The sequence below is a fragment of the Polaromonas sp. P3_A5 genome (genome assembly GCF_056403055.1).
In genome coordinates, this window is record NZ_JBFUGF010000001.1 from 2,463,374 (window position 1) to 2,488,237 (window position 24,864).

The 24,864-nt window shown below is 63.1% G+C and carries 32 protein-coding genes; 15 read left to right on the plus strand and 17 right to left on the minus strand.

The features are described 5' to 3' along the window. Window positions 1–38 precede the first annotated feature (38 nt). Window positions 39–938 carry a LysR substrate-binding domain-containing protein gene (locus AC1DU8_RS11670; protein WP_457278678.1) on the plus strand — a complete coding sequence of 300 codons (900 nt, stop codon included), beginning with the start codon at window positions 39–41 and terminating at the stop codon, window positions 936–938. Between the two features lie 238 nt (window positions 939–1,176). Next, on the plus strand, window positions 1,177–1,485 hold the full coding sequence (locus AC1DU8_RS11675) for a plasmid stabilization protein (RefSeq protein ID WP_457278679.1): 309 nt from the start codon (window positions 1,177–1,179) through the stop codon (window positions 1,483–1,485). 366 nt (window positions 1,486–1,851) lie between these two features. On the opposite strand, the gene AC1DU8_RS11680 is transcribed toward AC1DU8_RS11675, so the two are convergent. From AC1DU8_RS11680 to AC1DU8_RS11725, 10 genes are all read right to left on the minus strand, one after another. Continuing rightward, window positions 1,852–2,439 carry a hypothetical protein gene (locus AC1DU8_RS11680; protein ID WP_477689020.1) on the minus strand — a complete coding sequence of 196 codons (588 nt, stop codon included), beginning with the start codon at window positions 2,437–2,439 and terminating at the stop codon, window positions 1,852–1,854. A 25-nt stretch (window positions 2,440–2,464) separates the two neighbouring features. Further along, window positions 2,465–3,253, minus strand: coding sequence for a DUF899 domain-containing protein (locus AC1DU8_RS11685; RefSeq protein ID WP_457278681.1), 789 nt, complete (start codon window positions 3,251–3,253; stop codon window positions 2,465–2,467). A 59-nt stretch (window positions 3,254–3,312) separates the two neighbouring features. Continuing rightward, window positions 3,313–3,924: a glutathione transferase GstA gene (gene gstA / locus AC1DU8_RS11690; protein ID WP_477667208.1), complete on the minus strand. Its 612-nt coding sequence runs from the start codon at window positions 3,922–3,924 to the stop codon at window positions 3,313–3,315. A gap of 152 nt (window positions 3,925–4,076) precedes the next feature. Beyond that, window positions 4,077–4,763, minus strand: coding sequence for a Vgb family protein (locus AC1DU8_RS11695; protein WP_477689018.1), 687 nt, complete (start codon window positions 4,761–4,763; stop codon window positions 4,077–4,079). A gap of 44 nt (window positions 4,764–4,807) precedes the next feature. Continuing rightward, window positions 4,808–6,028 (minus strand): helix-turn-helix domain-containing protein, encoded by a 1,221-nt coding sequence (locus AC1DU8_RS11700; RefSeq protein WP_477726778.1) that lies wholly within the window; start codon window positions 6,026–6,028, stop codon window positions 4,808–4,810. A gap of 37 nt (window positions 6,029–6,065) precedes the next feature. Beyond that, complete coding sequence (locus AC1DU8_RS11705) at window positions 6,066–6,908, minus strand: YhjD/YihY/BrkB family envelope integrity protein (protein WP_477726779.1); 843 nt, start codon at window positions 6,906–6,908, stop codon at window positions 6,066–6,068. 46 nt (window positions 6,909–6,954) lie between these two features. Then, a complete protein-coding gene (locus tag AC1DU8_RS11710) occupies window positions 6,955–7,095 on the minus strand; it encodes a hypothetical protein (RefSeq protein WP_477693544.1) in 141 nt (46 codons plus the stop codon). 188 nt (window positions 7,096–7,283) lie between these two features. Further along, window positions 7,284–7,874, minus strand: coding sequence for a flavin reductase family protein (locus AC1DU8_RS11715; RefSeq protein WP_477726780.1), 591 nt, complete (start codon window positions 7,872–7,874; stop codon window positions 7,284–7,286). Between the two features lie 89 nt (window positions 7,875–7,963). Then, window positions 7,964–8,878 carry an amino acid ABC transporter substrate-binding protein gene (locus AC1DU8_RS11720; RefSeq protein ID WP_477667206.1) on the minus strand — a complete coding sequence of 305 codons (915 nt, stop codon included), beginning with the start codon at window positions 8,876–8,878 and terminating at the stop codon, window positions 7,964–7,966. Between the two features lie 7 nt (window positions 8,879–8,885). After that, window positions 8,886–9,335 (minus strand): VOC family protein, encoded by a 450-nt coding sequence (locus AC1DU8_RS11725; RefSeq protein WP_457278688.1) that lies wholly within the window; start codon window positions 9,333–9,335, stop codon window positions 8,886–8,888. A gap of 114 nt (window positions 9,336–9,449) precedes the next feature. Here AC1DU8_RS11725 and AC1DU8_RS11730 point away from each other — a divergent pair, with 114 nt between their 5' ends. Further along, window positions 9,450–10,328: a LysR family transcriptional regulator gene (locus AC1DU8_RS11730; RefSeq protein ID WP_477667205.1), complete on the plus strand. Its 879-nt coding sequence runs from the start codon at window positions 9,450–9,452 to the stop codon at window positions 10,326–10,328. Window positions 10,329–10,418: 90 nt separating this feature from the next. Here the strand turns inward: AC1DU8_RS11730 and AC1DU8_RS11735 are convergent, their stop codons facing one another. The 3 genes from AC1DU8_RS11735 to arsC form a co-directional block, all read right to left on the minus strand. After that, window positions 10,419–10,649, minus strand: a complete 231-nt coding sequence (locus tag AC1DU8_RS11735; protein WP_457278690.1) for a hypothetical protein — start codon at window positions 10,647–10,649, stop codon at window positions 10,419–10,421. Between the two features lie 207 nt (window positions 10,650–10,856). Next, window positions 10,857–11,225: an RNA recognition motif domain-containing protein gene (locus tag AC1DU8_RS11740; RefSeq protein ID WP_457278691.1), complete on the minus strand. Its 369-nt coding sequence runs from the start codon at window positions 11,223–11,225 to the stop codon at window positions 10,857–10,859. A 337-nt stretch (window positions 11,226–11,562) separates the two neighbouring features. Next, window positions 11,563–11,997, minus strand: coding sequence for an arsenate reductase (glutaredoxin) (gene arsC, locus AC1DU8_RS11745; RefSeq protein ID WP_477667204.1), 435 nt, complete (start codon window positions 11,995–11,997; stop codon window positions 11,563–11,565). A gap of 61 nt (window positions 11,998–12,058) precedes the next feature. Here arsC and AC1DU8_RS11750 point away from each other — a divergent pair, with 61 nt between their 5' ends. The 5 genes from AC1DU8_RS11750 (at window position 12,059) to AC1DU8_RS11770 (ending at window position 15,465) form a co-directional block, all read left to right on the plus strand. After that, window positions 12,059–12,421 (plus strand): ArsR/SmtB family transcription factor, encoded by a 363-nt coding sequence (locus tag AC1DU8_RS11750; protein ID WP_477667203.1) that lies wholly within the window; start codon window positions 12,059–12,061, stop codon window positions 12,419–12,421. A gap of 76 nt (window positions 12,422–12,497) precedes the next feature. Next, entirely contained in the window at window positions 12,498–12,950 is a 453-nt protein-coding gene (locus tag AC1DU8_RS11755; RefSeq protein WP_477667202.1) for an ArsI/CadI family heavy metal resistance metalloenzyme, read from the plus strand. After that, window positions 12,941–13,663 carry an aquaporin gene (locus AC1DU8_RS11760; protein WP_457278695.1) on the plus strand — a complete coding sequence of 241 codons (723 nt, stop codon included), beginning with the start codon at window positions 12,941–12,943 and terminating at the stop codon, window positions 13,661–13,663. Before AC1DU8_RS11755 ends, AC1DU8_RS11760 begins: the two co-directional genes overlap by 10 nt. Window positions 13,664–13,715: 52 nt before the next feature. Next, the gene (locus AC1DU8_RS11765) at window positions 13,716–14,972 is read left to right on the plus strand and encodes an MFS transporter (protein WP_477726781.1); all 1,257 of its coding nucleotides are present in this window, start codon (window positions 13,716–13,718) and stop codon (window positions 14,970–14,972) included. A 58-nt stretch (window positions 14,973–15,030) separates the two neighbouring features. Further along, window positions 15,031–15,465 carry a hypothetical protein gene (locus AC1DU8_RS11770; RefSeq protein WP_477689013.1) on the plus strand — a complete coding sequence of 145 codons (435 nt, stop codon included), beginning with the start codon at window positions 15,031–15,033 and terminating at the stop codon, window positions 15,463–15,465. A gap of 57 nt (window positions 15,466–15,522) precedes the next feature. On the opposite strand, the gene AC1DU8_RS11775 is transcribed toward AC1DU8_RS11770, so the two are convergent. The 4 genes from AC1DU8_RS11775 to AC1DU8_RS11790 all read right to left on the minus strand — a co-directional run bounded on the left by AC1DU8_RS11775 (window position 15,523) and on the right by AC1DU8_RS11790 (window position 18,341). Further along, window positions 15,523–15,858 (minus strand): hypothetical protein, encoded by a 336-nt coding sequence (locus AC1DU8_RS11775; protein ID WP_477689012.1) that lies wholly within the window; start codon window positions 15,856–15,858, stop codon window positions 15,523–15,525. Window positions 15,859–15,925: 67 nt separating this feature from the next. After that, window positions 15,926–16,348, minus strand: a complete 423-nt coding sequence (locus AC1DU8_RS11780) for a GNAT family N-acetyltransferase (RefSeq protein WP_477727048.1) — start codon at window positions 16,346–16,348, stop codon at window positions 15,926–15,928. Window positions 16,349–16,509: 161 nt separating this feature from the next. Continuing rightward, window positions 16,510–17,346, minus strand: coding sequence for an amidohydrolase family protein (locus AC1DU8_RS11785; protein ID WP_477702116.1), 837 nt, complete (start codon window positions 17,344–17,346; stop codon window positions 16,510–16,512). Next, a complete protein-coding gene (locus AC1DU8_RS11790; RefSeq protein WP_477726782.1) occupies window positions 17,343–18,341 on the minus strand; it encodes an aldo/keto reductase in 999 nt (332 codons plus the stop codon). The genes AC1DU8_RS11785 and AC1DU8_RS11790 overlap by 4 nt, the downstream gene beginning before the upstream one ends. Window positions 18,342–18,495: 154 nt before the next feature. Here AC1DU8_RS11790 and AC1DU8_RS11795 point away from each other — a divergent pair, with 154 nt between their 5' ends. The 7 genes from AC1DU8_RS11795 (at window position 18,496) to AC1DU8_RS11825 (ending at window position 24,590) form a co-directional block, all read left to right on the plus strand. After that, on the plus strand, window positions 18,496–18,942 hold the full coding sequence (locus AC1DU8_RS11795; RefSeq protein ID WP_457278701.1) for an RbsD/FucU family protein: 447 nt from the start codon (window positions 18,496–18,498) through the stop codon (window positions 18,940–18,942). 3 nt (window positions 18,943–18,945) lie between these two features. Next, a complete protein-coding gene (locus AC1DU8_RS11800) occupies window positions 18,946–19,662 on the plus strand; it encodes a GntR family transcriptional regulator (RefSeq protein ID WP_477702118.1) in 717 nt (238 codons plus the stop codon). Further along, window positions 19,659–20,591: a dihydrodipicolinate synthase family protein gene (locus tag AC1DU8_RS11805; protein WP_477667199.1), complete on the plus strand. Its 933-nt coding sequence runs from the start codon at window positions 19,659–19,661 to the stop codon at window positions 20,589–20,591. Before AC1DU8_RS11800 ends, AC1DU8_RS11805 begins: the two co-directional genes overlap by 4 nt. A gap of 71 nt (window positions 20,592–20,662) precedes the next feature. Then, window positions 20,663–21,679 (plus strand): sialic acid TRAP transporter substrate-binding protein SiaP, encoded by a 1,017-nt coding sequence (locus AC1DU8_RS11810; RefSeq protein ID WP_477667198.1) that lies wholly within the window; start codon window positions 20,663–20,665, stop codon window positions 21,677–21,679. Between the two features lie 27 nt (window positions 21,680–21,706). Then, window positions 21,707–22,186 carry a TRAP transporter small permease gene (locus tag AC1DU8_RS11815; RefSeq protein ID WP_457278705.1) on the plus strand — a complete coding sequence of 160 codons (480 nt, stop codon included), beginning with the start codon at window positions 21,707–21,709 and terminating at the stop codon, window positions 22,184–22,186. After that, window positions 22,183–23,481: a TRAP transporter large permease gene (locus AC1DU8_RS11820; protein ID WP_457278706.1), complete on the plus strand. Its 1,299-nt coding sequence runs from the start codon at window positions 22,183–22,185 to the stop codon at window positions 23,479–23,481. The genes AC1DU8_RS11815 and AC1DU8_RS11820 overlap by 4 nt, the downstream gene beginning before the upstream one ends. Before the next feature lie 185 nt (window positions 23,482–23,666). Next, complete coding sequence (locus tag AC1DU8_RS11825) at window positions 23,667–24,590, plus strand: ribokinase (RefSeq protein WP_457278707.1); 924 nt, start codon at window positions 23,667–23,669, stop codon at window positions 24,588–24,590. The last annotated feature ends 274 nt before the right edge of the window (window positions 24,591–24,864 follow it).

The window sequence follows — 24,864 nt, forward strand, 5'->3', positions numbered from 1 at the left end:
CGATATTAGTGCGCGGCACGTGTGAGAAAATTGCACACATGTTGCCTCGCCTGCCTCCGTTGAACGCGGTCCGCGCTTTCGCTGCGGCGGCGCGCCATCAGAGTTTCAGCCGGGCCGCCCTGGAATTACATGTGACGCACGGTGCCATCAGCCGCCAGATCAAGGCGCTGGAAACCTATCTTGGCGTGGACCTGTTCGAGCGGAAAACCCGGCAAGTTCTTCTGACGGCAGCCGGCCATCAGTTCCATACGCAGGTGGGGCCCGCACTCGGGCAGATTGGCGCAGCCGCCGAATCACTCAGGGGTGGTACACCATTGCGCGCCGTCAAGATCAACGTCCGGCCCACGTTCGCGGTGCGCTGGCTGATTCCCAGGTTGTCAGCGTTCGTGGCGAAACACCCGGACATCGAACCGCAGGTGATGACCAGCACCTTGCCGCCGGACAAAGCGGTGGATGAATTCGATCTGGCCATCCGGCGGAGCACCAAGGGGTGGCCGCCGGCGATGCAGATTCATCCATTTCTGGAAGACGAAGTTCTTGTTGTGGGGTCGCCTGCACTGTTTGCCAGCCGCCCCGTCACCGGCCCGCACTCTTTGGCATCCCATGTCCTGCTGCTATCCAAATCGCGCAACCATGATTGGGAAAACTGGAAAAAGCAGGTGAACGCACCAGAGCTCAATCCAGCCAGTTGCCTGCAATTTGACCATTTGCACTTTGTGCTTCAGGCCGCCGTCGACGGGCTGGGTTTTGCCTTGGCGCCGGTATCGCAAATTACCCATGACATGGCGGCGGGGCGGTTGATGAGCCCTTTGCCGGAATTGCGGATGGCGCTGGGTCGCCACTATTTTGGCCTTGCGCCCAATGCCGCCCCGGAGACGCAGCAGTTTGTGCAGTGGCTGATGGATGAACTGAACGCCACGCCTTCGGCGGAAGATTGAGATCGGCCGCGGCGGCAGCCCCCTGCCGCCATGGAACTCGGGGTTGCGATGCGCGTGGTGGCGAAGCGCCTGCGGCAACGTCGCGACGTAGGAGATCACCGACCTTTTTTCGGGAATGTCGCGCGCGAAGCGCCCTGCCCCGGCGCAGTATTTTCAAGCTCTCGCCATCACAGCGGCCGCCATCACAGCGGCCATCACAGCGATCACGGCGAAGAAAATCCAGCCAAGGAGAACCGACATGCCCAGAGGCGACAAATCTGCCTACACCGACAAGCAAAAGCGCAAGGCTGAACACATTGAAGAAGGCTACGAAGACCGCGGCGTCGGCAAGGAAGAAGCCGAGCGCCGCGCCTGGGCCACCGTCAACAAGGAAACCGGCGGCGGCAAGAAGTCCGGATCGGGCCGCGGCAAGGCAGAAAACCATGCACCGTCCCGAAAAGGCGGGCGCCTTGGCGGCGCAGCCGCAGCTTCCCGCACGGCGCAAGAGCGGTCAGCCTCCGCCAAAAAAGCCGCAGCCACCCGCAAGCGGAATGCGGCCAGGAAATAGCCCCGCCGGGTGTGTTCCAGCTGCAGGCGGTCGAAATGGTTGCGCACGGCGCGGCGAAATCGCTATTGTTTTGATAGCTGCTCGCGCCCATCCATATTGCCTCGAAGGGCTAAATTACCCCTAAAAACGGGCCCTCAAGGCACCCAAAAAGGCGCTTAGGCAGAGGAAAAAACATCGAAATGCTCAAAAACTGCCGTTTTTTTGCCTGTTTCGGGCATCAAATCGCGCTCAAGCCCAATAGGGATCTGCGCAAGCAGCTATAGAAAAGATAGCAAATCAAACAGCACCCAGACAGTGGAAGCAGCAACTACCTCGGCCATGGCAGCCTGCGGAGCCTGGCCAGCGCTTCGCGCAGCCACATCACCATCAGCGCTGCGCCGGAGGCCGTACCCGCTTGCGAGCGTTGATCACACGGGCACCGGCATCCAGACCACGGCAAACCCCGGTGGCAACCAAGCCGGTGACGGCAAGCATCGCGGCGGTATGAACGCCTACCGCCGCGAGGGCCAGCGCCAGCGGTCCTGACCCTGCCAGCTCCGCAGCCCGCGCCTCCCCTGCGCACAACGGGATCAGGGCCGGCACCAGCATCAAGCCGGCGCCGTGCGCGGTGGACATCATGAAAGACCAGAGCGCCAGCCCGGCGTGCCCCGCTGGTGCGCGCGCCGCCCTGGGTGCGCGGCCCGACAGGTGAACCACGGCGAAGGCGGCCAGCAGGCCGCCTGCCAGGACCTGCAGCGTGAAGCGATCCAGCGTCAGGCCCCCTGCCACCGCGCCGGCCACCAGCGCGACCGAAGCGGTGTGCCCGGCCGCAATCGGCAGCAGCGCCCACAGCGCCTGCGACCGGTCGCGTGCGCGCACGCCCCACGCGGCGGCGAGCGCCCAGCCGGTGGCGGGGTTCAGCCCATGAAGGGCGCCGACCCCTGCCACCACAAGCCACGGCCAAAGGCTTGACATGATGGGCGCACCGTTCGCGGACTGCTCAGGCCTTCGTGCTGCAGCACGAATCGGCTTCGGGCGCGGGCGTGAATGCGGACGCGGTTTCGTAGCGGTCGTGGTGGCGCACCCAGTCCATCTTGTAAAACCCGTCATGCTCGTCCCGGCCCTTGGGCGTGAGGTCCAGCATGTTGTAGGTGCCCATCATCACTTCCACACCGCGACCGTAGGTCGAGTAGGTGTGGAAGACTTCGCCCGCGTCGTCCTTGTAGAACAGGCTGATGCCGGGCGCTTCTTCGGCCGGGAATTCGGTCATGCCGTAGTTGTAGTTGACCGTGCCGTTGACCCTTTCCTCGGGCTTGAAGCTCACGTGGAAGTCGTAGTTGAAGTCGCTGCTGTTTGAAGAGACCCACTTGAAGGCCCAGCCCATGCGGCGGCGAAAACGCTCGATCTCGGGCAGCGTTGCGCGCGAGACGGCCACAAAACTCACGTCGCGGTGCGCCAGGTGGATCTTCATGCCTTCAGTGTGGTCGGCCATGTAAGAGCAGCTCGGGCAGCCCTGCTCCCAGCCCGGCCCGAACATGAAGTGCTGCACCATCAGCTGGCGGCGCCCTTCAAACAGGTCGGCGAGCGAGCGCTTGCCTTCGGGCGTGTCGAAGACGTAGTTTTTTTCGACGCGGACCCAGGGGAGCGCACGGCGCTCGCCGGCGATCCGGTCGCGCAGGCGTGTCAGTTCCTTCTCCTGCGCCAGCAGCGTCTTGCGCTCGGCCAGCCATTTGTCTCTGGACACGACGGAGTGCTTCATGGGGGATGTTTCGGTCACGGTGGTATTCATGGTGTTCTCCTGGGTTAAAAGAGTGGGTGATTCAGTGAATGAAAGGCAGGTGGTCGGGATCAGGCAACGGCCGGTTGTTCACGGCGCATCGCCGTCTGCACGGCAGGCCGGGCCGCGATGCGTGCCTGGAACGCCAGCAGGTTCGGGAAGGCCGACAGGTCCAGCTTGACGAACTCCGCCCAGCGCGTGACCACAAACAAATAGGCATCGGTCACCGTGAAACGGTCGCCCAACAGGAACGGCGTGCGGCCCAGCGTGGTTTCCAGCAGACGGTAGTGTTTGTGCAGATGGGTCATGCGTGCGCTGCGAACCTCATCGCTGCAAGCCGGGTTGAACAGCGGCATGTAGCCTTGGTGCAGCTCTGAATTGATGTACCCCAGCATCTCCTGCAGGCGATAGCGCGCCATGCTGCCGCTGGCGGGCGCCAGCTTCGCCTCAGGCTTCAGGTCGGCAAGGTATTGCACAACGGCGGGGCCTTCCGTCAGCAGGCTGCCGTCATCCAGCTGGAGCACAGGCACCAGACCTTTGGGGTTGATGGCGAGAAAGTCTTCGCCGTGCTCGGTGCGTTTTGCGACCACGTCGACCTTCACGAGTTCGATGGCAAGGCCCAACTCATTGGCCACGATGTGCGGCGACAAAGAACAGGCGGACGGGCTGTAGTAAAGCTTCATGGTTTTCTCCTTGGCTCGGTGAGCCGTTTGCTTGGGTTTGTGTTGCGTGGGTCAATGCGCTGCCCGACCCGTGCTGGTAACAGGTGCGCTCGTTATCGGTTCAATGACCGAATGGGGTTGTCAGCGCAAGGGGCTATGCCTTGCGCCGGGTTCTATGCGGCTTTGGCCGATCTGGCCGCTTTAGGCCGCCGCACAGCGCGGACTTTTCCGCTCTTGCCGCCGCCCGCATAAAAGAGGTCCGCGCCGTCGGACTCCAGGCCGCTGACGCCGGTGCCCTTCGGCATTTCCAGCCGTTCGATCACGGCGCCGCTTTTCGGGTCGATGCGGCGGATCTCGCTGTCGTCGCCCTCCCAGGTGCCGTGCCAGAGCTCGCCGTCCACCCAGGTCACGCCGGTGACGAAGCGGTTCGATTCAATCGTGCGCTGGATGGCGCCTGTCTTCGGGTCAACCTGGTGGATCTTGCGGTCGCGGTACTGGCCCACCCACAGGCTGCCTTCGGCCCAGGTCAGGCCCGAGTCGCTGCCGCTGCCGGGCGCCGGTATGGACGCCACCACCTTGCCGGTGGCGGGGTCAATCTTGTCGATACGCGTCTCAGCAATCTGGTAGAGGTGTTTGCCGTCGAAGGCGGTACCGGCGTCACCGGCGCACTCCAGCGTGCGCGTCTGCTCACCGCTGGCGGGGTCGAAGGCGACGATCCTGGCGCCGGTGGCGGCCCAGACACGCTGGCCGTCATGCGTGACACCGGCGACGTCGTTGACACCGGGGAAGCTGTACTCGCGCACGATTTCGGCGGGGCGCGCCTTGGGTTCGGGTTTTGCGGTGAGGGTCTTGCGGGTCATCGTTGCTCCTTGTCGCGCCATCAATCAGCGCCATGGAGTCAACTCTATCCAATCGGCAGCGAGGCAGGGAGTAACAAGATCGTCGTGAATCCCGCCAGCGGCGGCGCCAGCCAGCGCTGTGCCCGTGCCCGCCCGATGGAACGCACCCGCCCGCCGGCTTCCAGATCAGCCAGCGCCCGCTGCACGGTGCGCTGGCTTGCCCCCACGGCCAGCGCCAGGGCCGAGGTGGACCAGGCCGCGCCGTCCGACAGCAGCGCCACCAGCGAGGCCTGCTCGCCGTCAATGGGCGGTGCCAGCACAGCCACGTCGCGCCCCGCCAGCGGCTTCAGGATGAAGCCCCGCTCGGTAGCCTCGATGCTTGCGAGTGTTTTGACGAGCGCGCGCAGGCGGCTGATCTCCACCCGCAGGCGCGCCCTGTGCGTCTCGTCGGGGCGCCTGGTGCGAAAGGCGAATTCGATCAGCGCTTCGCGGCTCACATCACCAGGCCATGCTTCGGCGAGTGAACGCGCCAGGGAGAACAACACCGGCCGGCGCGCCAGCGGCCGCCACTGGTCTCCCGCGCCCAGCCCGCGGCGGCAGGCGTCGACCACCAGCGCGTCCGAGGCCAGGAGCGCCGAGACCTCGTCGAGGCGCAGCGCCTGCTCGCCCCCGGCGGTGAGGCGCCGGGCGGCGGGCCTGTCAAGTGCAGTGCGCGCTTCAGTGACTTCGGCCATCAGCGCGGGAACCTGCGCCCGCTCTGCCGCCGCGTGCGCGCGCGCCAGCGCCATGCGCGCCTCACCGACGCGGAGCGATCGCAATGCCAGCTCGGCGGATGTGAGTTCGGCCACGGCCCGCAGCGAAGGCGGCAGGCCGCGCGCATCCAGCTTCGCCAGCGCCGCTGCGGCCTCATCAAGCCGGCCTAGCAGCAACAGCCGCCGTGCCGTGATGAGCCACGCCTGCAGCGCGTTGGCCGTATCGGCGTGCGCCTCCAGCGTGGCTGCCGCAGCCGCCAGTGCGCGTGGTGAGCCGGCGAAGTCGCGCATGGCCATCGCCACCTCGGCTTCTGCCACAACGCAGCGTGCACGCGCCAGTTCTTCATGGGTACCGAAACCGCGGACCGCGCGGCGAAGGAGTTCGCGGGCACGCGGGTGCTCGCCCAACTGGGCCATGGCGATGCCGCGCAGAGCCAGCGCCGGCGGGTCGTCGCGCAGGGCAACGCGTTTGAGGGCACCGAGCGCATCGCCGGCGGCAAGTGCACGGGCGGAGGCGGCAATCAGAGAATCCATGGCAAGAGGCTACACGGCCTGGCCGACGCAAGCCAGATCAGGCCCGTGACAACCGACGCGCCGGTTGCGCCCCGGCACGCGGCAGGCTGGCGCTGACCAGCGCCGCGGCCAGCGTGACGAGCCACGAGTAGTACACCCACACCAGAAAAGCCAGCAGCGGCGCAAAGGCGCCGTAGATCGTGCGGTAGGTGGGCACGTTGGCCAGGTAAATCGCGAAGCCGTACTTGCCCAGCTCAAAGGCAATACCCGCGAGCAGGCCGCCAGCGATCGCATGACTCCACCGCACGACGGTGTTCGGTACAAAGCGGAACAGGCAGGTGAAACCGATGGCGCTCAGAATGGCGGGCCCCAGGTTAATGGCATGCGGCACCCAGGCGGGCCGCGCCCCCACCAGCCCGCTGGAAGCCGCCACCAGATAAGACGCAGCCCACAGGCTGGCGCCGATGAGCACCGGCCCCGTGAGCAGCATGCCTGCGTACAAAGCCAGTCGGCGCAGCACGGGGCGTGACTTCTTCACCTGCCATATGCGGTTCAGCGTGTTTTCCATGCTCAACAGCAGCGTCAGAGCCGACACCAGCAGCAGCGCAAAGCCCACCAGCGTGAGGCCATTGGCATTGCCCGCAAACTGCGCCAGGTGCTTCAGCACCGTCTTGGCGATGCCCTCCGGCAACAGGCCGCGCAGCAGGTGCTCGCGAATCGCGTCACCGGTGGCGTGCAAGGCTGGCGTGCGCGCGAACAGCGCGAAGCTCACCGCCAGCATCGGCACCATGGACATCACCATCGTGAACGTGAGGCCGCCCGCCGCCTGGGCGATGCGTTCTTCCCGGCCACGCTGCAAGAGGCGAGTGATCAGGTTGCCCTGGTTTCGGCTGGTTGCCATGAAATTGGGAGGCTCGTGTCGCGCCGGTCAGGAAATGCCGGTACGTTCAACCCAACAGGCGGAACAGGCCATAGAGGGAGAGAAGTCCCGATGTCACCAGAAGTCCGGTTTTCACCGAGCGGGCACCGACCAATGCGCCGATGATGCTGCAAGCCAGGATGGCGCCGAAGATGTAGGTTGTTTTCATGCCCGCAATGGTAATTCCATTTCCAGATCATCCGTGCACTTTGTCGGCTTCGCTGGCCGTAGTTTGTAATGTCCGCGCTTCGCCTTCGCGTTCACGAATGATCTGGAAATGGAATAAGGCCTTCGCCTGGCCATCCGTGACATTTGGGACCGTTGTGGGTTGAAACCAACTCCTGGCCGGTGATCGGTTCAGGACCTCTTTGCAGCCGCATCGCCGGCATAAAACATTCCCGCCGGCCTGACGAAATTTCCGCCTCCCAGATGATGAATCGTCTGCAGATCGAAGTTGTCGTCGCCGAAGCGCCAGTGCCCCTGCTGGAACACACGCTCATCGGCGGCGGCAGCGACTACCTCCGCAAAGCAGGTGTCGTACGCGTCTTCGGTATGCGGCTCGCGGATCAGGCGGCACTCCAGCCATGCCGCGCAGCCCTCCTCCAGCAAGGGCATGCCGAGCACCGGCCCCGTGCGGGCCTTCAAGCCGTATTGCGCAAACTTGTCGCCCGTGCGGCCGGACTGACTGCCGACCGCATGCGTCAAGCCGGCCAGGGCCGTGCATGGAAGGCATATGCCGAAGCCGCCGCTGGCGGTGATGAGTTCACGCGTATAGGTTTTCTTGTCGATCACGATGGCAATGCGAGGCGGCGTGAACTCCACGGGCATCGACCAGGCGGCGGCCATCACGTTGCGCGCCGTGCCGTGCGCGCTCGTCACCAAAACCGTTGGGCCGTGATTGATCAGGCGGCTGGCGTGTGCGAGGGCGACTTCCTTGAAGTGTGTCATGTCATTTCTTCCCGGTGCGTTTCGATGCTGCCGATTATGTTGGGCCCGATGCGTTTCAGGGCGGGCTGCTCCCCTCGCCCTCTTCCTCACTACTTCTTCGTGTAGTCTTCCAGCGGCTTGTCGCTCAGGTTGGCCCATGCCGCCCTGGTCAGCTCCGATGCGGGCATGCCTACCTGCGTGTTGTTCGGCGGTATCGGCTGGACAAACCATTTTTCATAGAGCTTCGCCACCTCCCCGCTTTTCGCCATTCTGGCGATGCTGGCGTCCACCGCCTGTTTAAAGGATGCATCCCCTTTGGGCAGCATGATGGCAATCGGCTCGACGCTCAGGACTTCTTTCAGCACCACATAGTTTTTCGGCTGTTTTGACTGGGAAATCATGGTGGCCAGGATCTGGCCGTCCGCCACGAACGCTTCGGCCCGGTCATTTTCAAGAAGCAGGAAACCTTCGCTGTTGTCCTTGCCATAAACCTCCTTGAAGTCGACGCCCGCCGCGCGTTCGTGCTTGCGGATAAGCTGAACGGCCGTGGCGCCAGATGTGGCCGACACAGTCCTGTTGGCAAGCTGGGACAGGCTGGTGATTCCGGTCCTGGTTTTGGTGGCGACCCGGACTTCTTCAATATAGAGCGTCGGTGCGAAGGCAACATCCTTTTGGCGTGCGGCGTTGTTCGTCGTTGTCCCGCACTCCAGGTCTACCGTACCGTTTTGAACCAGAGGGATCCGGTTTTGCGCGGTGACAGACTGAAAGCGCACGTCCAGCTTCGCCAGGCCCAGCTGTTTCTGGATATCCGCGATCACCCTTTTGCAGATGTCCACATGAAACCCTGTGTATTCGCCGGCCCCCAGCGTATAGGACATGGCGCCGGAGGCTTCACGGACGCCCATGGTGACGGCTGCCGTCTCCTTGATCTTCTTGAGCGTGTCGATTGGCTGCGCGGTGGCCGCAGCTCCCGCCAGGGTGAACGCTGCGGCAATGCCCGAACAGGCTACCAATTTCATCATCATGCCTCCTTCACTTGGCAAACAGGCTGTCGAGCGTGGCGAAGGCTTTGAACTCGATTGCGTTTCCGGACGGGTCGAGGAAGAACATGGTGGCCTGTTCACCGGGCTCACCCTTGAAGCGGACGTAGGGTTCGATGACGAACTGCGTGCCCGCCGCTTTCAATCGGGCCGCCAGGACATCCCACTCGGGGAGGGACAGGATCGCGCCGAAGTGGCGAACGGGAACGTTGTGGCCGTCAACGGCGCTGGTCTGGCGGTGGCCGCATTCGTCGGGCGCCAGGTGCGCCACGATCTGGTGGCCGTAGAAGTTGAAGTCGACCCATTCGCTGGAGCTGCGGCCTTCGGGGCAGCCCAGTAATTCACCGTAAAACCGGCGTGCGACGGCGAGGTCGTGGACAGGGAATGCCAGATGAAACGGCGGGAGCGCTTTGGCGGGAGTGGTTGCGTTTTGCGGGGTCATCGAAAGCCTCTTTGAGTCGTGGAAGCCGCACTTTAGGTCGATTGATGCACTTTGAAAAACGATATATATTCAATCTGAGAATCAATAATTTCGATGAATTAACGAGAAACCCGTGTGATTACCGAATTGAAAACCTTGATCGCGGTGGTGCGTTACGGAGGCTTTTCTGCCGCCGGCGGCCAGATTGGACTGACCCAGTCCGCCGTGAGCAGCCAGATCCAGCGGCTGGAAGAATCCCTCGGGCTGGCGCTCTTTGACCGGACACGGCGTTCCGCAGTGCTCAACGAAGAGGGTGCCAGGGTGCTCGCGCGTGCCGAAGAGATTGTTCTGCTGTTCTCAAAGCTGGGCGATGCGGGCACCGATGACGAGCTTGCCAGCACCTTGCGGATCGGCGCCATTGCATCTGTTCAGTCTTCGGTGCTTCCCCGTGCGCTGGCGGCACTGAGGAAGGAAAACCCGAAACTGCCCGTCCATATCGCCCCCGGCGTGTCCATGAAGCTGATGGACCAGCTCGACAGTGCTGAGATCGACGCGGCGGTGATGATCCGGCCTCCGTTCGGCATCCTGCCGGAAATGACCTGGCAAACCTTGATGTACGAACCCTTCAAGTTGCTCGTGCGCAAGGAAATCAAAGGGCGGGACTGGCGCGCATTGCTCCAGTCGCAGCCTTTTTTGCGCTACGAGCGCACGTCCTTCGGTGGGCGTCTGGTGACCCGGTTCCTGCGCGAGAACAAACTGGCGGTGCAGGACTCCATCGAGCTTGACGAGATCACGGGTCTGATGAACCTTGTCGCCGAAGGCCTGGGAGTTGCGCTGGTGCCGATGGTGGAGGCCTACCTGCCCATGCCACCGGGTGTGCGCGCAATCTCCCTGGGTGAAAAGACTTTTTACCGCGAGATCGGCATCCTGCGCAAAGGCATGAGTTCCCGCCGGCGCGTCACGCAGGCCCTGGAAAGATGTCTTCGCGAGGCCCTGTCGCCGCCTGTTCCATAAAGTTTTTTGCCATCAAGATCGGCAGCGCTTGTGGCGCCGGGAGATGCTGCCGGAGGCTCATCACCGTCGTGCCAGATGCCGTCCAGATGGTCATCGGCCATGACCCCGGTTGGACTCCATCCAGCTGGCCAGTGCGGCTTCATAGGTAGCCGAGGCACTTGCAAGCCGAAATTCGGCACTGGCTGACCCGGCGCGCCCGGCAACAAAGCCTTGCCATCCGTCGCCGTCTTCTGCCTCATAGATGCATAGATCGAAGTCGCCCGGTGGAGGACTGTCACCAAGCATGAGGATGGTCGCGTCGTGCACCTTGTGAACCTTCATAGAGGGGCATTAGGCCACGAAACACCCTGCACACTGAAGTGCAAACGTTGTGACCGCCCGGCAAAGTGCCCGCAGGTAAATATTACCCAGCCCCAAAGAAAAAAGGCCTCAAAACCGAAGTTCTGAAGCCTTTTATGCTGTTCTCAACGTAACGCCGAGAGAGCGGGTTGGCAACGGCATCTCTGCCGTTGACGGGGTTTGCAGGGCTTAGTAGCCGCCGCGACCACCACCGCCGCCGCCGCCGTAGCCGCCACCGCCGGAACGATCGCCGCCACCGTAGCCGCCACCACCGCCGCCGCCGAAGCCGCCGCTACGTGGAGGACGTGCTTCCATTGGACGGGCTTCATTCACGGTGATGCTGCGGCCGCCGAGCGACTGGCCGTTCATGCCGGAAATTGCAGCTTGTGCTTCGGCATCGTTGCCCATTTCGACAAAGCCGAAACCTTTGGAGCGGCCGGTGTCACGTTCCATCATGACTTTGGCGCTGGAGACAGAGCCGTATTGGCCGAAAGATTGTTGCAGGTCTTCGTCGCGGACCGTGTATGGCAGATTGCCGACGTAAAGTTTATTGCCCATGGGGACTCCTCAAAAATACATAAAACAAAAGCGATGGGGTCCCGAAAGCACAACAAACCTAAAAAGTACCGCCGTAGCGCGCGAAACTGACCGATCACCTAACCTGTGCGAATGCAATGGCAGCCGCACCTCCCGATTATGCGTGAGGAAACGCGGGGGCACCAGCATTCTTGGGCCTATAAGCACAGCATTTGTCAAATCAGGTGCCCATTCCCCCGGTTAAACAGCGGAAATGACCGAAAAGACGACATTGCCGCCTATGCATGACCATGGACAGACCGTGCTACCGGCCGGGCAGTCGAACGGCCCGGACTGCATTGCGTTGAGGCTGGGAAGCTCAGCGGCCCGCCACACGCTCCCCTTTGTCATTGACGACCTGTTCACCGTCTTCCTTGCTGAACGCACCCCGCTGCGGCATGGGCAGGATGTCCAGCACGGCTTCCGAAGGCCTGCACAGGCGCGTGCCCAACGGCGTGACGACGATGGGCCGGTTTATCAGGATGGGATGGGCCAGCATCGCGTCGATCAGGGCTTCGTCGGCCAGCGTGGCGTCGTCCAGGCCCAGATCCTTGTAGACGGCCTCCTTTTGCCGGACCACCTCCCGCACCGGCACCGCCATCTGCGCGACCAGCTCCAGCAACTTTTCCCGTGTGGGTGGTGTTTTCAGGTATTCGATGACCTCGGGTTCGATGCCGGCATTGCGGATCAGCGCCAGCACATTGCGCGACGTGCCGCATTGGGGGTTGTGGTAAATCGTGACGGCGGAAGGCATAAGTTCACTCCTGAAAAAGGGATTGGTTGCATCGATTCAATATTTCAATTATATTTGAATTATGAAAGCATTAATCCCAAACCTTGATTTTCCCCCGCTTGAGGAAGGTTCTGCCGTGAAGGCCCTGGCAGCGCTGGCGCAAGCCCAGCGCCTGCGCGCGTTCCGCGCCCTCGTCGTCGCCGGGCCTGAGGGATTGACGCCGGGCGCGATGGCCGAACAACTGGGCGTCGCACCGAGTGCCCTGTCTTTCCATCTCAAAGAGCTCTCACACGCCGGCCTCGTCAACAGCGAGGCACGCGGGCGCAACCTGATCTACCGCGCCAACTTCGGGCAAATGAATGCGCTGCTGGGCTACCTGACAGAGCACTGCTGCGAAGGCGGCACTTGTGAAGTAGCCACCAAGGCCGATTGCAGCAACTGCTGAACACCCTACGCGATTGCACGCCACCACCTCCATCACGCACAGATCCAAGCCAACACAACCACCCAAGGAGAGCCCCATGAAACGCTTCCATGTCCACGTCCACGTGAAAGATCTCGAGCAGAACATCGCCTTTTACTCGGCCATGTTTGACCAGCAGCCTGCCCGCACCGAGGCCGACTATGCCAAGTGGATGCTCAGCGACCCGCCGGTCAACTTTGCCATCTCTACCCGGGGAAGTGCGCCCGGCGTGGACCATCTGGGCATTCAGGTCGACAGGCCCGAAGAGCTGCAGGCCCTGAAAGCCAGTGCCACCCGCGCCGACATGACGCTGCTGGACGAAGGCCCCACCACCTGCTGCTACGCCCGCAGCGACAAATACTGGCTGACTGACCCGCAAGGCATCGCCTGGGAGCAGTTCCATACGCTGGACAGCATTCCAGTGTTCAGCGAAGCCAAGCCCGCCGCCGGCAAGGCCTGCTGCGCCGCGCCCGCTGGCGCAGCTTCCAGCACAAAAGCGGCGTGCTGTTAAGCCCTGCCGTAGCGGAGGCACCGCGCCCCCCTGACGCGCCCTCGCTCGCGCGTCAGGCACTGGCGGAATTCATCGGCACCGCCGCCCTGCTCTGCGCCGTCATCGGCTCGGGCATCATGGCCGAACGCCTGAGCGGCGGCAACATGGGTGTGGCCCTGCTGGCCAACACACTGGCCACCGTGTGGGCGCTGTACGTGCTGATCGAGCTGCTCGGGCCCGTCAGTGGCGCGCACTTCAACCCGCTGGTCACCCTTGTTATGTGGTCAAAAGGCCCTGCAACCCATAAGAGACGGGCGCAAGCAGCTATTCTTTTTATAGCATTCCAGCTACTGGGCGCTGTAGCCGGAGCCTGGCTGGCCCATGCCATGTTTGACATGAGCGTGCTGCAGTTCAGTACCAAACTGCGCAGCAGCTGGGGTCAGTGGCTAGCCGAAGCGGTCGCCACGGGCGGGTTGATTTTTGTCGTGCTGCGCGCCCCTGCGGCCAAGGCGCCGGCGCTGGTCGCCTGCTACATCGGCGCAGCGTACTGGTTCACCGCCAGCACCTCGTTTGCCAACCCGGCCGCCGTGCTGGGACGCATGTTGTCAGACAGTTTTGCCGGCATCGCGCCCGCCAGTGCAGCGGGCTTTGTGGCTGCCCAGGCTGCCGGTGCGTTGGCGGGCGTCGCCCTGCACCATGCGCTCGGCCGGCAGCAGGCGGTGAGCCAAGGCTGAAACGCAGGCGGCGAATCAAGGCACCGCGTCCGTACTTGGTACCCTTGTGGCTGTGACACCGAAAAGCCGTTCTGCCACCGTCGTCCAGCTGGGCATCGCACAAACGCTGGCGTGGGCCTCCAGCTACTACCTGCCGGCAATTCTGGCGGTGCCCATGGCGCGCGACCTCGGCGTCGGCACGCCCACCGTGTTTGCCGCTTTTTCTGCCGCGCTGGTGGTCTCCGCATTGCTGGGCCCGGCTGCGGGCAAAGCCATTGACCGGCACGGCGGAAGGCCGGTGCTGGCCGCTAACAGCCTGATTTTTGCCGCTGGCCTGCTGGTGCTGGCCCTGGCACAAGGGCCGGTGGGCCTGTTTGCCGGCTGGGTGATTCTGGGCGTGGCCATGGCTGCGGGCCTGTACGAAGCGGCCTTTGCCGCGCTGGTTCACCTGTACGGGAAAGACGCGCGCGGCGCCATCACCGGCATCACGCTGTTTGCCGGCTTTGCCAGCACCGTGGGCTGGCCCTTGTCGACCTGGCTGGAGCTTGAGTGGGGCTGGCGCGCGACCTGCCTGGCCTGGGCTGCGCTGCATTTGCTGGTGGGGCTGCCGCTGAACTGGCGGCTTCCAGCTTCGCCCGCGTCAGGCATTGCTGCCGGGGCTCACCCCGATGCAGATCAACCCGAAGTGCCAGCGCACTCTGCGGCATCCACACCGTCCGCCCCCTCCAGTTCTCCCACGTCTTCCAGCTCCTCTTTCGCCTCCAACACGGCCCGCACCGCAGTCCTGCTGGCGCTGGTGTTTGCCGTCACCTGGTTCATCAGCACAGCCATGGCCGCACACCTGCCGCGGCTGTTGCAGGCGCACGGCGTGCCACTGGCCACGGCACTGATATTTGCCGGACTTGTCGGCCCCGCGCAGGTGGCCGGCCGCCTGCTCGAATACGGCCTGTTGCGCAACATCCACCCGCTGGTGTCGGCACGGGTGGCCAGCTGCCTGCACACGCTGGGCGCAGTGGTGTTCCTGTTTTTTGGCATCCCGGCAGGGGCGGTGTTCACCGTGCTGCACGGCGCCGGCAATGGCGTGCTGACGATTGCCAAGGGCACGCTGCCGCTGGTGCTGTTTGGCGTGCGGGATTACGGGGCGCGCCAGGGATTGTTGATGGTGCCAGCGCGCTTTGCGCAGGCAACTGCGCCGTGGCTGTTTGGCCTGGCGATTGACCGTTTTGGCAGCGGCGCGCTGTGGTTTTCAGCAGCGCTGGGCCTGGTGGCCTTTGCGGCATTGATGTTGCTGCGTGATCCGTCGTCCACGACAGCCCGGCACACAGATTGAACTAGGATGTCCGCTATCGACCAGAAGCAGGCATAGAAGCAAGTCCTAATAGTTCTCAATGAAACCCCTCAATTTCATCGCCTTTGGCATCATGGCCTCGACGTTTGGTGTAGTTCATGCTGCACCGTTCGACGGTACATGGACGATTGATCTGCGTTCCCCGGCAGAGAAGAGCTCGAAGGCCGAGTGCGGCATCGCGACGTTTGTGCTGAAGCAAGACGGGAAACGGGTGACCGGCGACCATCAGATGGCTACCGTCGGCTGCGGCAGGCTGAATGAGGGCGGCGAGAATACTGTTGAAGGCACCGCACGCGGTAACAGTGCCGACCTCACCGTGACGAGTGGCAGAAACGGAGAGGTCGTGCGCGGCAAGGCGACCCGCATTGGAAATGTTCTGCAATGGAAAGTCACGGAACAGGTAAAGCCTGGTGAACCCGAAGGCGATTCCGGGCTAATCTTGTGGCGAGGTACTTTGAAGCTAGACCGGCACTAACGCCTATTCGCGAATGTCCGCTCTGGCGCAAAGCAGACATCGCCGCCGGTCAGTTGATCAAGGCGATTGTCTTTCCCGGAGTAGTGAAAGGCCGCTCCAAAAGGCTACTCCGGCGCAGAACACACACATCGCGAGAGCCATGAACAGCCCGAGCCAGTCGGTGTCATCGACTGCCACAGTGACCGGTCCACGCTTGGACGGATTCAGCAGATGTCCGGACTTCATGAGCACAACCATTCCGACAACGAGAAAGAGCAGTCCGGCTGCGATCAAGCACCAACCGACGAGCACATCGGTAGTTCGCTTCGATGCAAGCTTTGTGCGTCCGAGTGTGTAGATAAGAACAGGAACTAGAAGAAATCCGCAAAACGCAACTAGAAGGTTCATGCTCATGTCTGCTTCTGGTCGATAGAGGACATTTTATTGAACCAAGAGATCGTGATCGTGTTTTGAGACGCACTCACTCCAGCCACTTCTGGAAAAACTGCGCCTGGCCCATGGCCGGGTCCAGCTGGTAGCCGGCAAAACCGATGCGCTCATAAAGCTTGATGGCGCTGCGGTTGCCCTGCAGCACTTCGAGCGTCAGTTTGCAGGCGCCGCGTTCGCGTGAAATCTCGTCCACCAGCGCAAGCATTCTCTCGCCGATACGCTGGCCACGGTGGCCGGGCAGCACGGCCACGTCATGGATGTTGACGAGCGGGCGGCAGGCGAAGGTGGAAAAACCTTCAATGCAATTGACGAGGCCGACAGCCTTGTCGCCGCTAAAGGCCAGCACGCTGAAGGCGTGCGGGCGTTTGGCGAGTTCACTGACGAGATTATCTTTGGCAAAATCGCTGAGCGGCTTGCCGCCGCCGGCCGGGTCTTGCGCATAGGCGTCGAGCATTTGCACGACAGCGGCGGCATGCACGGGATTGCCGTAGTCGGCGCGGCAAACCTGCTGCGGGCTTTCGGAAGGGTTGGAGGATTCGGTCACGCGATGCGCTTTCAGTGCAGACAATCGGATGATTCTAAAGACGGCGCGCAAAGCAGAGCGCAAACCGGGATTTAAAGCCAGTACAACTCTCTGGCGTTGCCACCCATGACGGCCGCCTGGCTCGCTACGTCGAGCGGCGCAAGCAATTGTTGCGTCTCGCCCCACCACTGCGCGTAGCTGCCGGCCAGTTCCAGCACGGGCCAGTCACTGCCCCACACCACACGCTGCTCACCAAAACTTTTGAGCACGCGCTTGCCCCAGCGCGTGACAGCGCCGGCAGCCGGCTTCGGCCCGGCCTCGGTCATCAGGCCCGACAGTTTGCAATAGGCCTGTGTCTCACCGGCAATGCGCAGCATGTCGTCGGCCCAGGGCTGCCACTGGCCCGCAGCGATGTCAGGTTTGGCGGCATGGTCTATCACCATGCGCAAATCCGGGTGCCGGCGCGCCAGTGTCACGATATGCGGCAGGTGCACAGGCTTGACCAGCGCATCGAACACCAGGCCGCATTCCACCATCGCATGCAGGGCCGGCGCCAGCGCTGGCTGCAGTATCCATTGCGCATCGGCAATGTCCTGCAGCATCGGGCGCAGTCCCTTGAGCCGGGGGTGGCGGGCCAGCGCCGCTATGCGGGCAGGTGCGTCGGGCGCCAGCATGTCCACCCAGCCGACCACACCCAGCACACCGGGGCTCGCATCGGCCTGCGTCAGCAAAAAATGTGTTTCGGCTTCAGTGGCTGCGGCCTGCACCAGCACGCCGCCCCGCACACCCAATGGCGCAGACTGCGCCTGCCAGTCCTTCACGGCCACATCGCGGTAGATCGGCGCCAGCTCCGGTGTCAGCCAGCCGTAGTCATCACGCGCCAGCTGCCAGCAATGAAAGTGCGCGTCAATCACCGGAAACGATGTCATGGCGTCAGCACCTCGGCGGGCAGCAGGCCCTGCGTGCGCAGCGCTGTCCAGAACTCCGGCGGGATGGGGTGCGCCATCATGGCCACGGCGTCCGTCCATTCGCCGGCTTTGCGGGCACCCAGCATGAGGCTGTGCACGGCCGGGTGTGCCAGCGGAAACTGCAGCGCAGCGGCGCGCAGTGGAACACCGTGCGCTTCACAAACCCCTTCAATTTTCGCGGTCCGCTCCAGCCATTCGTGCGCGGCCGGCGCGTAGTTGAAAGTTGCAGCACCGCCGCGCGTCCCGGTAGCAAGAATGCCCGAGTTAAATGCACCACCCAGTGCGATGCGCACGCCGCGCGCCAGGCACTGCGGCAGCAAAACGGGCAGCGCACTGTGGTCCAGCAGGCTGTAGCGGCCGGCCAGCATCAGCACATCCAGCTCGGCTTCGCGCAATACGTCCAGTACGACGCCGACATCATTGGTGCCCAGCCCGATTGCGCGTACTAGGCCTTCGCGTTTCAGTTGCTGCAGTGCCGGCAACGTTTCGTCAATCAGCTGACGCAGCACAGCATTCGCATTGGTGCCATGGGTCTGTGCATCCGGGTCGTGAATGTAGACGCTGTCGAGCCGGGACATGCCCAGCCGCTGGAGGCTGTCTTCCACGCTGCGGCGCGTGCCCCCAGCGCTGAAGTCCCAATGCTGGTTAAAAGGCAGGATGTCGACATAGCCGTGCTGGGCGGTCGCGGCACGCCCGTCAGGTGTCAGGATGCGGCCGACCTTGCTGGACAGGGTGAAGCTGTCCCGTGGCCGCGAGCGCAGTGCGTCGCCCATCCGCCGCTCCGACAGCCCATGGCCGTAGTGCGGTGCCGTGTCAAAACTGCGGCAGCCGCCGGCCCAGGCGGCATCCACCAATGCCTTCGCCTCTTCGTTGCTGACGGTCGAAAACAGGTTCCCCAGCGGCGCGCCGCCGAGCCCGAGCCGAAGGGATGTGAGACTGGAAGAGGTGGAAGTCATTTCAACATGCCGGCAAACCGCAGTTCCGGGTAAACACCAATAAAAGTTCAGCAATGTTATAGCTAACATGTCAGTCATCCAACCCGGAGAAACCCGCAGCCTGAAAAGCCGGGCGGATCTGGGCTATTGCCTATCACTACCTCGCCCCCAACGCATGCTCAAGAATATTCCGCCACTGTTGATCCCTGACGCACTGCATGGACTCTGCAGCATGGGCCATGGGGATGACGTCGCCATCGTGGACGCCAACTTTCCAGCCGCTGCCGTGGCGGCCCGGGGGGGCGCCCGGCTAGTGCAGTTGGCGGGCGTCACGTCGCCGCAGGCGCTGCAGGCCGTGCTGCAACTTCTGCCGCTGGACAACTACGTGCGCGACGCTGCCTGGACAATGCAGGTGGTGGGTGATGCCGGCGCTGTGCCCGCCCCTGTCGCCGAATTTTCCGCGCTGCTGGCCCAGGCGGCCGAGCGGCCAGCCGCCACGCTGGAACGGTTTGAGTTTTATGCGCGCACCGAAGCGGCCTTCCTGATCCTGCAGACGGGCGAGCAGCGCAAGTACGGCAACATCCTGCTGCGCAAGGGCGTCATATCCAGCGACGCGGGCTGACCCATGAGCGGTACGGCGCAAGCGCCTCACGCCCCGCCCATCAGCCTGCGCGCGCAGGCCTATGAGAGCTTTCAGCAGCAAATCGTCGATGCCAACATTCGCCCCGGGCAGTTTGTTTCGCAACGTGAGCTGATGCAGCTGCTGGGTATGCCGCTGGGCGCCGTACGTGAGCTGATTCCCCGCCTGGAAGCCGAGGGCCTGCTCAAGACCGTGCCGCAGCGCGGCCTGCAGGTCGCCCACGTGGACCTCAAATTGATCAACAACGCCTTTCAGCTGCGCCGCCTGCTGGAGCGCGAGGCCGCCACCCGCTTTGTCACCACCGTGTCGGACGCCGACCTCGCAGCCATCGAGCAGGCGCACCTGAACATCGTCAAGCGTGCGCGGAAAAAGGCCATTGACGACAGCCTGCTCAAGGACGCCACAGCGGTGGATTGGGGCCTGCACGACCTGATGATCGACGCACTGGGCAACGAGCTGATCTCCGAGGTCTACCGCATCAACAGCCTGCGTGTGCGCCTGATCAAGCTCGAAGGCTCGACCCTTTCACCCGACGTGCTGATTCCAGCCATGGAAGAGCACCTCTGGTTTATCGACGCCCTCAAGCGGCGCGACGCGCCTGCCGTGATCGAACGCCTGAGCCACCACATTGAAAGCGCGCACCGACGTGTGCTAGGACTGCCGCGGCCCGATATGCCGTGGTCTTTGGAGACCCCTGAATGACGAGTTCTTTCCCCGCCGCCGAAAAATCGTTTCGCGGTATCTGGCCCGCCCTGCTGACGCCACTCACGGCCGACCTGAACATTGACCACGCAAAATTCGCAGCCCATTGCAAGGCGCTGATCGCCAGCGGTTGCCCCGGTGTGACCGCTTTCGGCACCACTGGCGAAGGACCGTCTTTTTCCCTGGCCGAGCGCAAGGAAGCCATTGACCAGCTCATCAAGAACGGCATCCCGGCCGCGCAGATCATGGTGTCAACCAGCTGCGCCGCCCTGCCCGAAACGCTGGAGCTGACGCGCCACGCCGTCAAGGCGGGGGTGCACGGCTGCCTGATGCTGCCGCCGTTTTTCCTCAAGGGCGTGTCCGACCAGGGCATCATCGACAGCTACCGCTTTGTGATCGACGGCATGGCCGGCACACCCTTCAAGCTATACCTGTATCACATCCCCCAGGTCACGGGCGTTCCGCTGTCGCACCATGTGATCAGCACGCTCAAGAAGCAGTACCCGGACACCATCGTGGGCATCAAGGACAGCGCCTGCACCACCGCACATTCGGTCGGCCTGTCCGATGCGTTCATGAAGGAGATGACGGTGTATGTCGGGTTCGAGCCCGACCTGCCGGAGATGGGCCGCCGCGGCAGCACCGGCGCCATCAGCGGCCTGGCCAATTTCATGCCGCGCCTGGTCAAGCGGCTGGTCACGGAGCCCGACGCCCCCACTACCCCCGCTGAACGCGAACGCGTTGTCGAGCTCATCGGCATGCTGGGACCCTATTCACTGATGCCCGCACTCAAGGGGATCATGGCCATGCTGAGCGGCGACAAGACCTGGCTGCGCGTGCGCGCACCGCTGGTAGCTTTGACACCCGATGAATACACGGCACTGGAAAAAACCATCAGCGCCTTCGGGGTTAATACAAAATCCGAGTGACGCCACGCCGGGCTGGTCCCGGTACGGTTTCGATAATTTCACGCGACTTAACGACAAAGTAAGGAGACAACATGACAGCTTCCCTCAAAGGTATTTTCCGCCGCAGCCTGCTGGGCACCGCTTCCGCCGTGCTGCTGATGGGCGCCCTGCTGCCCGCCGCACAGGCACAGAACAAGGTCGTGCTGCGCGTTTCCACGCCGGCCGTGCCGGATGACTGGCACGCCAAGATGTGGACGGTCTTCAAGGAGAACCTTGAAAAAAGCGCGCCCGGCGAGTTCGACGTGCAGATCAACCTGAATGCATCGCTCTTCAAGCAGGGCACAGAGCCAGCCGCCATGGCGCGCGGCAACCTTGAGCTGTCGTCGATTTCCGCTTTTGACATCGCCAAGCTGATTCCCGAGTTCTCGATCTTCACGGCCGGTTATATCGTGCGCGACCCGGACCACCAGCAAAAGGTGTTCAACGGCCCCATCGGCACCGAGATGTTCAAGCTGGTCTCCGAAAAAATGGAAGTGACGCCGCTGTCCACCGTGTACCTCGGCACACGCCAGGTCAACCTGCGCGAAGCTCGCAACGTCAAGGTTCCGGCTGACCTCAAAGGCGTGAAGCTGCGCATGCCAGGCTCCAAGGAATGGCTGTTCCTGGGTGAGGCACTGGGCGCCACGCCCACGCCGCTGGCCTTTGGCGAGGTTTACCTGGGCCTGAAGACCGGCACCATCGACGGCCAGGACAACCCCCTGCCCTCCGTGCGCGCGGCGAAATTCTATGAAGTGACCAAGCAGATCGTGCTGACCAGCCATCTGGTGGACGGCATCTTCATTGCGATTTCGAACAAGGCTTACAACGCCATGAACGCGACGCAAAAAACCAAGGTCAAGGCGGCTGCACAGGCTGCTTCCGCCTACAACAATGAAAACCGCATCAAGGAAGAAGGCCAGCTCGTCGAATTCTTCAAGAAGGAAGGCCTGACCGTTACGACACCCGATGTGGACGCTTTCCGCAAGACGGTGCAGACGACTTACCAGAACTCCGAGTACGCCAAGGCGTGGCCCAAAGGCCTGCTTGAGCGCATCAACAGCACGAAGTAATTCCTGCAGAGTTCCCTGAAAACAACCATGAAAAGCTGGCTCCAAAAAACCGCCAATCTGATTGGCGGCGGACTCTTCCTGACCCTGTTCATCGTGTTCGTGATCCAGATCACGGCGCGGTTTTTCTTCAACAAGCCGCTGGCCTGGACGGATGAGGCAGCCGTGATCCTCTATGTCTGGGTCATCCTGTGGGCCGCCGCCGTGGTGGTGCCTGAGCGCGAGCATGTGGTGTTCGACCTGGTCTGGAACAACATGCCCTACCGCGGCCGCCAGGCCATGGCGATTACCGGCAACCTGATCGTGGGTGGCCTGGCGGCCTGGGGCATTCCGGGCTGCTGGGACTATGTGCATTTCATGGCCCGCGAAGGAACGCCCGTGCTGGGCGTGTCTTTCCAATGGGTTTTCATGCCTTTTGTGCTGCTGCTTGCTGCTCTGGCGGTGCGCTCGGCCTGGGCGATCTGGAACGCGATCCGGGGCAAGGGTCTTGAAGCGGAGCTGCGGATATGACAAGCGCTATCTGGGTATTGGTTGGGGTGCTGGCGGGCGGCATGCTGCTGCGCATGCCCATCGGTTTTTCGATGATCGCGGCGGGCATCGGCTACCTCGTGGTCAAGGGCCAGGACATCGGCCTGGTGGCCGAGCAAATCGGCAACGGCCTTTACAACAGCTACGTGCTGCTGGCGGTGCCGCTTTTTGTCTTCGCCGCCAACATCATGAACGCTGGCACGGTCAGTGAACGGATCTTTGACTTCTGCCGCATCCTGGTGGGCCGCTTTCGCGGCGGCCTGGCGCAGGTGGACATTTTGGTCAGCGTGATTTTCTCGGGCATGAGCGGCAGTGCAATCGCCGACGCGGCCGGTCCCGGCCTGGTCACGATTCGCCAGATGCTGAAAAAACCGGAATACACGCGCGGCTTTGCCGGCGCGGTGGTGGTGGCCAGCGCCACGCTGGGCCCCATCATCCCGCCGTCGATCCCCATGGTGATTTACGCGCTGGTGTCGGGCGCTTCGGTCGGCGCGCTCTTCCTGGGCGGCGTGGTGCCGGGCTTCCTGATGGCCGGGCTGATGATGGGCGTGGTCGCGGTCATCGCGAAAAAGCGCAACATGCCACGCGACGAACCTGTGCCACGCTCGGAATGGGCCGGCCTGATCTTCCGTGGTGCGCTGCCGTTGTCCATGCCCATCGTGCTGCTGGGCGGCATTTACTCCGGCATCTTCACGCCGACCGAAGCCGCCGCCGTGGCCGCGCTGCATGCATTGATCCTGGCGGCGCTGGTGTTCCGCGCATTGACGTGGCGCAGCTTCTGGGTCGTGGTCATGGAATCCACACGCGCCAGCGCGGTGATCACCATGATCCTGGCCGGCTCCTTCATGCTCAACTACGCCTTCACCGCCGAAGGCGTGCCGCAGGCCATGGCCGCGTGGGTCGACAGCATGCATTTTTCACAGATCGGCTTTTTGCTGATGGTGAACGTCATGTTCCTGGTGCTGGGCTGCTTCCTCGATGTTTCGGTGCTGCTACTGGTGTTTGTGCCCATGCTGCTGCCCGCAGCCAAGCTGCTGGGCGTGGACCTGGTGCACTTCGGCGTGCTGGTGGTGCTCAACATGATGATCGGCCTGATCCACCCGCCTTTCGGCATGCTGCTGTTCGTGACGAAAGCCCTTACCGGCATTCCCATCGGCGAAATGATGAAGGAAGGCTGGCCTTTCCTCGTCATGCTGTTGTTGCTGTTGCTGGCCATGACTTGCTTCCCGCAGATCGTTCTCTGGCTGCCACAAACCATGGGCTATGGCGGAAAATGATCCACCCCCGAAGCGCCTGCGGCGCCTCCACCCTCAAGGGGGCGACGCCAGCGGCCCGGAGAAAATGACTCCCCCCGAGGCACCTGCGGCGCCTTCCCCTCGAGGGGCGACGCTAGCGGCCCGGCAAAGCCGGTTCCGCGGCGTCTCTCGGTTTTTGGGATTCTCTTCACCTCTGATATTGCAATATGAATGACGAATTGAATGCCGAGGTCGTTTGCGTTGCCAGCTGGAACGCTGACCTTATCTCCCGCGTCGAGCGGCCCATCGCGCGCGGTGAAACGCTGATGGCCACCGATTTCAGCATCAGCCCGGGCGGCAAGGGCAGCAATGCGGCGGTGGCCGCTGCCCGCCAGGGCGCGCACGTGGCACTGATTGCACGTATCGGGGACGACGACTTCGGGCGCATGGGGATGAAGCTTTGGCAGGACGAAGGCATAGCCACCACACACGTCGAGCAAGTAGCCGGTGAGCGCAGCGGCGTTGCGCAAATCCTCGTCTACGAGGACGGCGACAACAGCATTGCGGTGTATCCCGGTGCCGGCAAAGGCCTGGCCGCGCGGCATGCGCAGGCCGCGCAGCAGGTGCTGGGCGCTTGCCGCGTCGTGATGGCTTCGTGCGAGGTGCCTGCAGACGCCACGCTGGAGGCGTTTCGCCTGGCCCGCGGGGCAGGCGCCATCACCATACTGAACCCCGCACCTGCTCGCCCCCTGTCAGACGAGCTTCTGGCGCTGGTCGATGTGCTCACGCCCAATGAACATGAACTCTACCTGCTGGCCGGTGCAGCGCCTGCCGGTTCGGTGGACGACGCTGCCCTGCGGTTGCTCAACCGCGGTACACGCGCCGTGCTCGTCACGCTGGGCGCTGACGGCTGCCGGCTCTTCCAGGCCGGCAAGCCGCCCGTTTCACTGCCGGGCCGCCCCATGGCAGTGCGCGACACCATAGGCGCGGGCGATACCTTCACCGGCGCGCTGGCCGCTGCGCTGGCGCGCGGAGAACCGCTGTCTGTTGCCATGCAGTGGGGCAACGCGGCTGCCGCGTTGTCCGTTACGCGGCACGGCGCCATCGACGGCATGCCGTCCTCCGCAGAAACCGCGGCGTTGCTTGCGTAGTCGTTGTTATTAAAAAAATGGCTGTAGCCCAATGAAAACGGGCGCAAGCAGCTATTAAAACAATAGCGACAGGCCAATTCAGCTCGACTTCCTGTTGTTGCCCGCAACCGTGTAGGCCAATCGCCGCTTTACCGGATATTTACGCGCCTCTTTCAGGCGCTTTATCTGCGCCCCCAGGGCTTGCAGTGATAATTATTGTGCGCCGTCAGGTGGACCCGAGGGCTTTGGCTGCCGGCGCATGAATCACCATCAAACACAAAAAAATGCTGCGCCG

Coding starts and splice junctions, on each gene's coding strand:
- AC1DU8_RS11705 (WP_477726779.1), bottom strand. CDS start 6,908: ATGGCAACCAGCCGAAACCAGGGCAACCTGATCACTCGCCTCTTGCAG.
- arsC (WP_477667204.1), bottom strand. CDS start 11,997: ATGCCTTCCGCCGTCACGATTTACCACAACCCCCAATGCGGCACGTCG.
- AC1DU8_RS11800 (WP_477702118.1), top strand. CDS start 18,946: ATGAGCGGTACGGCGCAAGCGCCTCACGCCCCGCCCATCAGCCTGCGC.
- AC1DU8_RS11750 (WP_477667203.1), top strand. CDS start 12,059: ATGAAAGCATTAATCCCAAACCTTGATTTTCCCCCGCTTGAGGAAGGT.
- AC1DU8_RS11770 (WP_477689013.1), top strand. CDS start 15,031: ATGAAACCCCTCAATTTCATCGCCTTTGGCATCATGGCCTCGACGTTT.
- AC1DU8_RS11805 (WP_477667199.1), top strand. CDS start 19,659: ATGACGAGTTCTTTCCCCGCCGCCGAAAAATCGTTTCGCGGTATCTGG.
- AC1DU8_RS11715 (WP_477726780.1), bottom strand. CDS start 7,874: ATGACACACTTCAAGGAAGTCGCCCTCGCACACGCCAGCCGCCTGATC.
- AC1DU8_RS11725 (WP_457278688.1), bottom strand. CDS start 9,335: ATGACCCCGCAAAACGCAACCACTCCCGCCAAAGCGCTCCCGCCGTTT.
- AC1DU8_RS11815 (WP_457278705.1), top strand. CDS start 21,707: ATGAAAAGCTGGCTCCAAAAAACCGCCAATCTGATTGGCGGCGGACTC.
- AC1DU8_RS11675 (WP_457278679.1), top strand. CDS start 1,177: ATGCCCAGAGGCGACAAATCTGCCTACACCGACAAGCAAAAGCGCAAG.
- AC1DU8_RS11755 (WP_477667202.1), top strand. CDS start 12,498: ATGAAACGCTTCCATGTCCACGTCCACGTGAAAGATCTCGAGCAGAAC.
- AC1DU8_RS11695 (WP_477689018.1), bottom strand. CDS start 4,763: ATGACCCGCAAGACCCTCACCGCAAAACCCGAACCCAAGGCGCGCCCC.
- AC1DU8_RS11735 (WP_457278690.1), bottom strand. CDS start 10,649: ATGAAGGTTCACAAGGTGCACGACGCGACCATCCTCATGCTTGGTGAC.
- AC1DU8_RS11685 (WP_457278681.1), bottom strand. CDS start 3,253: ATGAATACCACCGTGACCGAAACATCCCCCATGAAGCACTCCGTCGTG.
- AC1DU8_RS11810 (WP_477667198.1), top strand. CDS start 20,663: ATGACAGCTTCCCTCAAAGGTATTTTCCGCCGCAGCCTGCTGGGCACC.
- AC1DU8_RS11670 (WP_457278678.1), top strand. CDS start 39: ATGTTGCCTCGCCTGCCTCCGTTGAACGCGGTCCGCGCTTTCGCTGCG.
- AC1DU8_RS11820 (WP_457278706.1), top strand. CDS start 22,183: ATGACAAGCGCTATCTGGGTATTGGTTGGGGTGCTGGCGGGCGGCATG.
- AC1DU8_RS11780 (WP_477727048.1), bottom strand. CDS start 16,348: ATGCTCGACGCCTATGCGCAAGACCCGGCCGGCGGCGGCAAGCCGCTC.
- AC1DU8_RS11680 (WP_477689020.1), bottom strand. CDS start 2,439: ATGTCAAGCCTTTGGCCGTGGCTTGTGGTGGCAGGGGTCGGCGCCCTT.
- AC1DU8_RS11775 (WP_477689012.1), bottom strand. CDS start 15,858: ATGAGCATGAACCTTCTAGTTGCGTTTTGCGGATTTCTTCTAGTTCCT.
- AC1DU8_RS11700 (WP_477726778.1), bottom strand. CDS start 6,028: ATGGATTCTCTGATTGCCGCCTCCGCCCGTGCACTTGCCGCCGGCGAT.
- AC1DU8_RS11720 (WP_477667206.1), bottom strand. CDS start 8,878: ATGATGATGAAATTGGTAGCCTGTTCGGGCATTGCCGCAGCGTTCACC.
- AC1DU8_RS11710 (WP_477693544.1), bottom strand. CDS start 7,095: ATGAAAACAACCTACATCTTCGGCGCCATCCTGGCTTGCAGCATCATC.
- AC1DU8_RS11825 (WP_457278707.1), top strand. CDS start 23,667: ATGAATGACGAATTGAATGCCGAGGTCGTTTGCGTTGCCAGCTGGAAC.
- AC1DU8_RS11740 (WP_457278691.1), bottom strand. CDS start 11,225: ATGGGCAATAAACTTTACGTCGGCAATCTGCCATACACGGTCCGCGAC.
- AC1DU8_RS11790 (WP_477726782.1), bottom strand. CDS start 18,341: ATGACTTCCACCTCTTCCAGTCTCACATCCCTTCGGCTCGGGCTCGGC.
- gstA (WP_477667208.1), bottom strand. CDS start 3,924: ATGAAGCTTTACTACAGCCCGTCCGCCTGTTCTTTGTCGCCGCACATC.
- AC1DU8_RS11785 (WP_477702116.1), bottom strand. CDS start 17,346: ATGACATCGTTTCCGGTGATTGACGCGCACTTTCATTGCTGGCAGCTG.
- AC1DU8_RS11795 (WP_457278701.1), top strand. CDS start 18,496: ATGCTCAAGAATATTCCGCCACTGTTGATCCCTGACGCACTGCATGGA.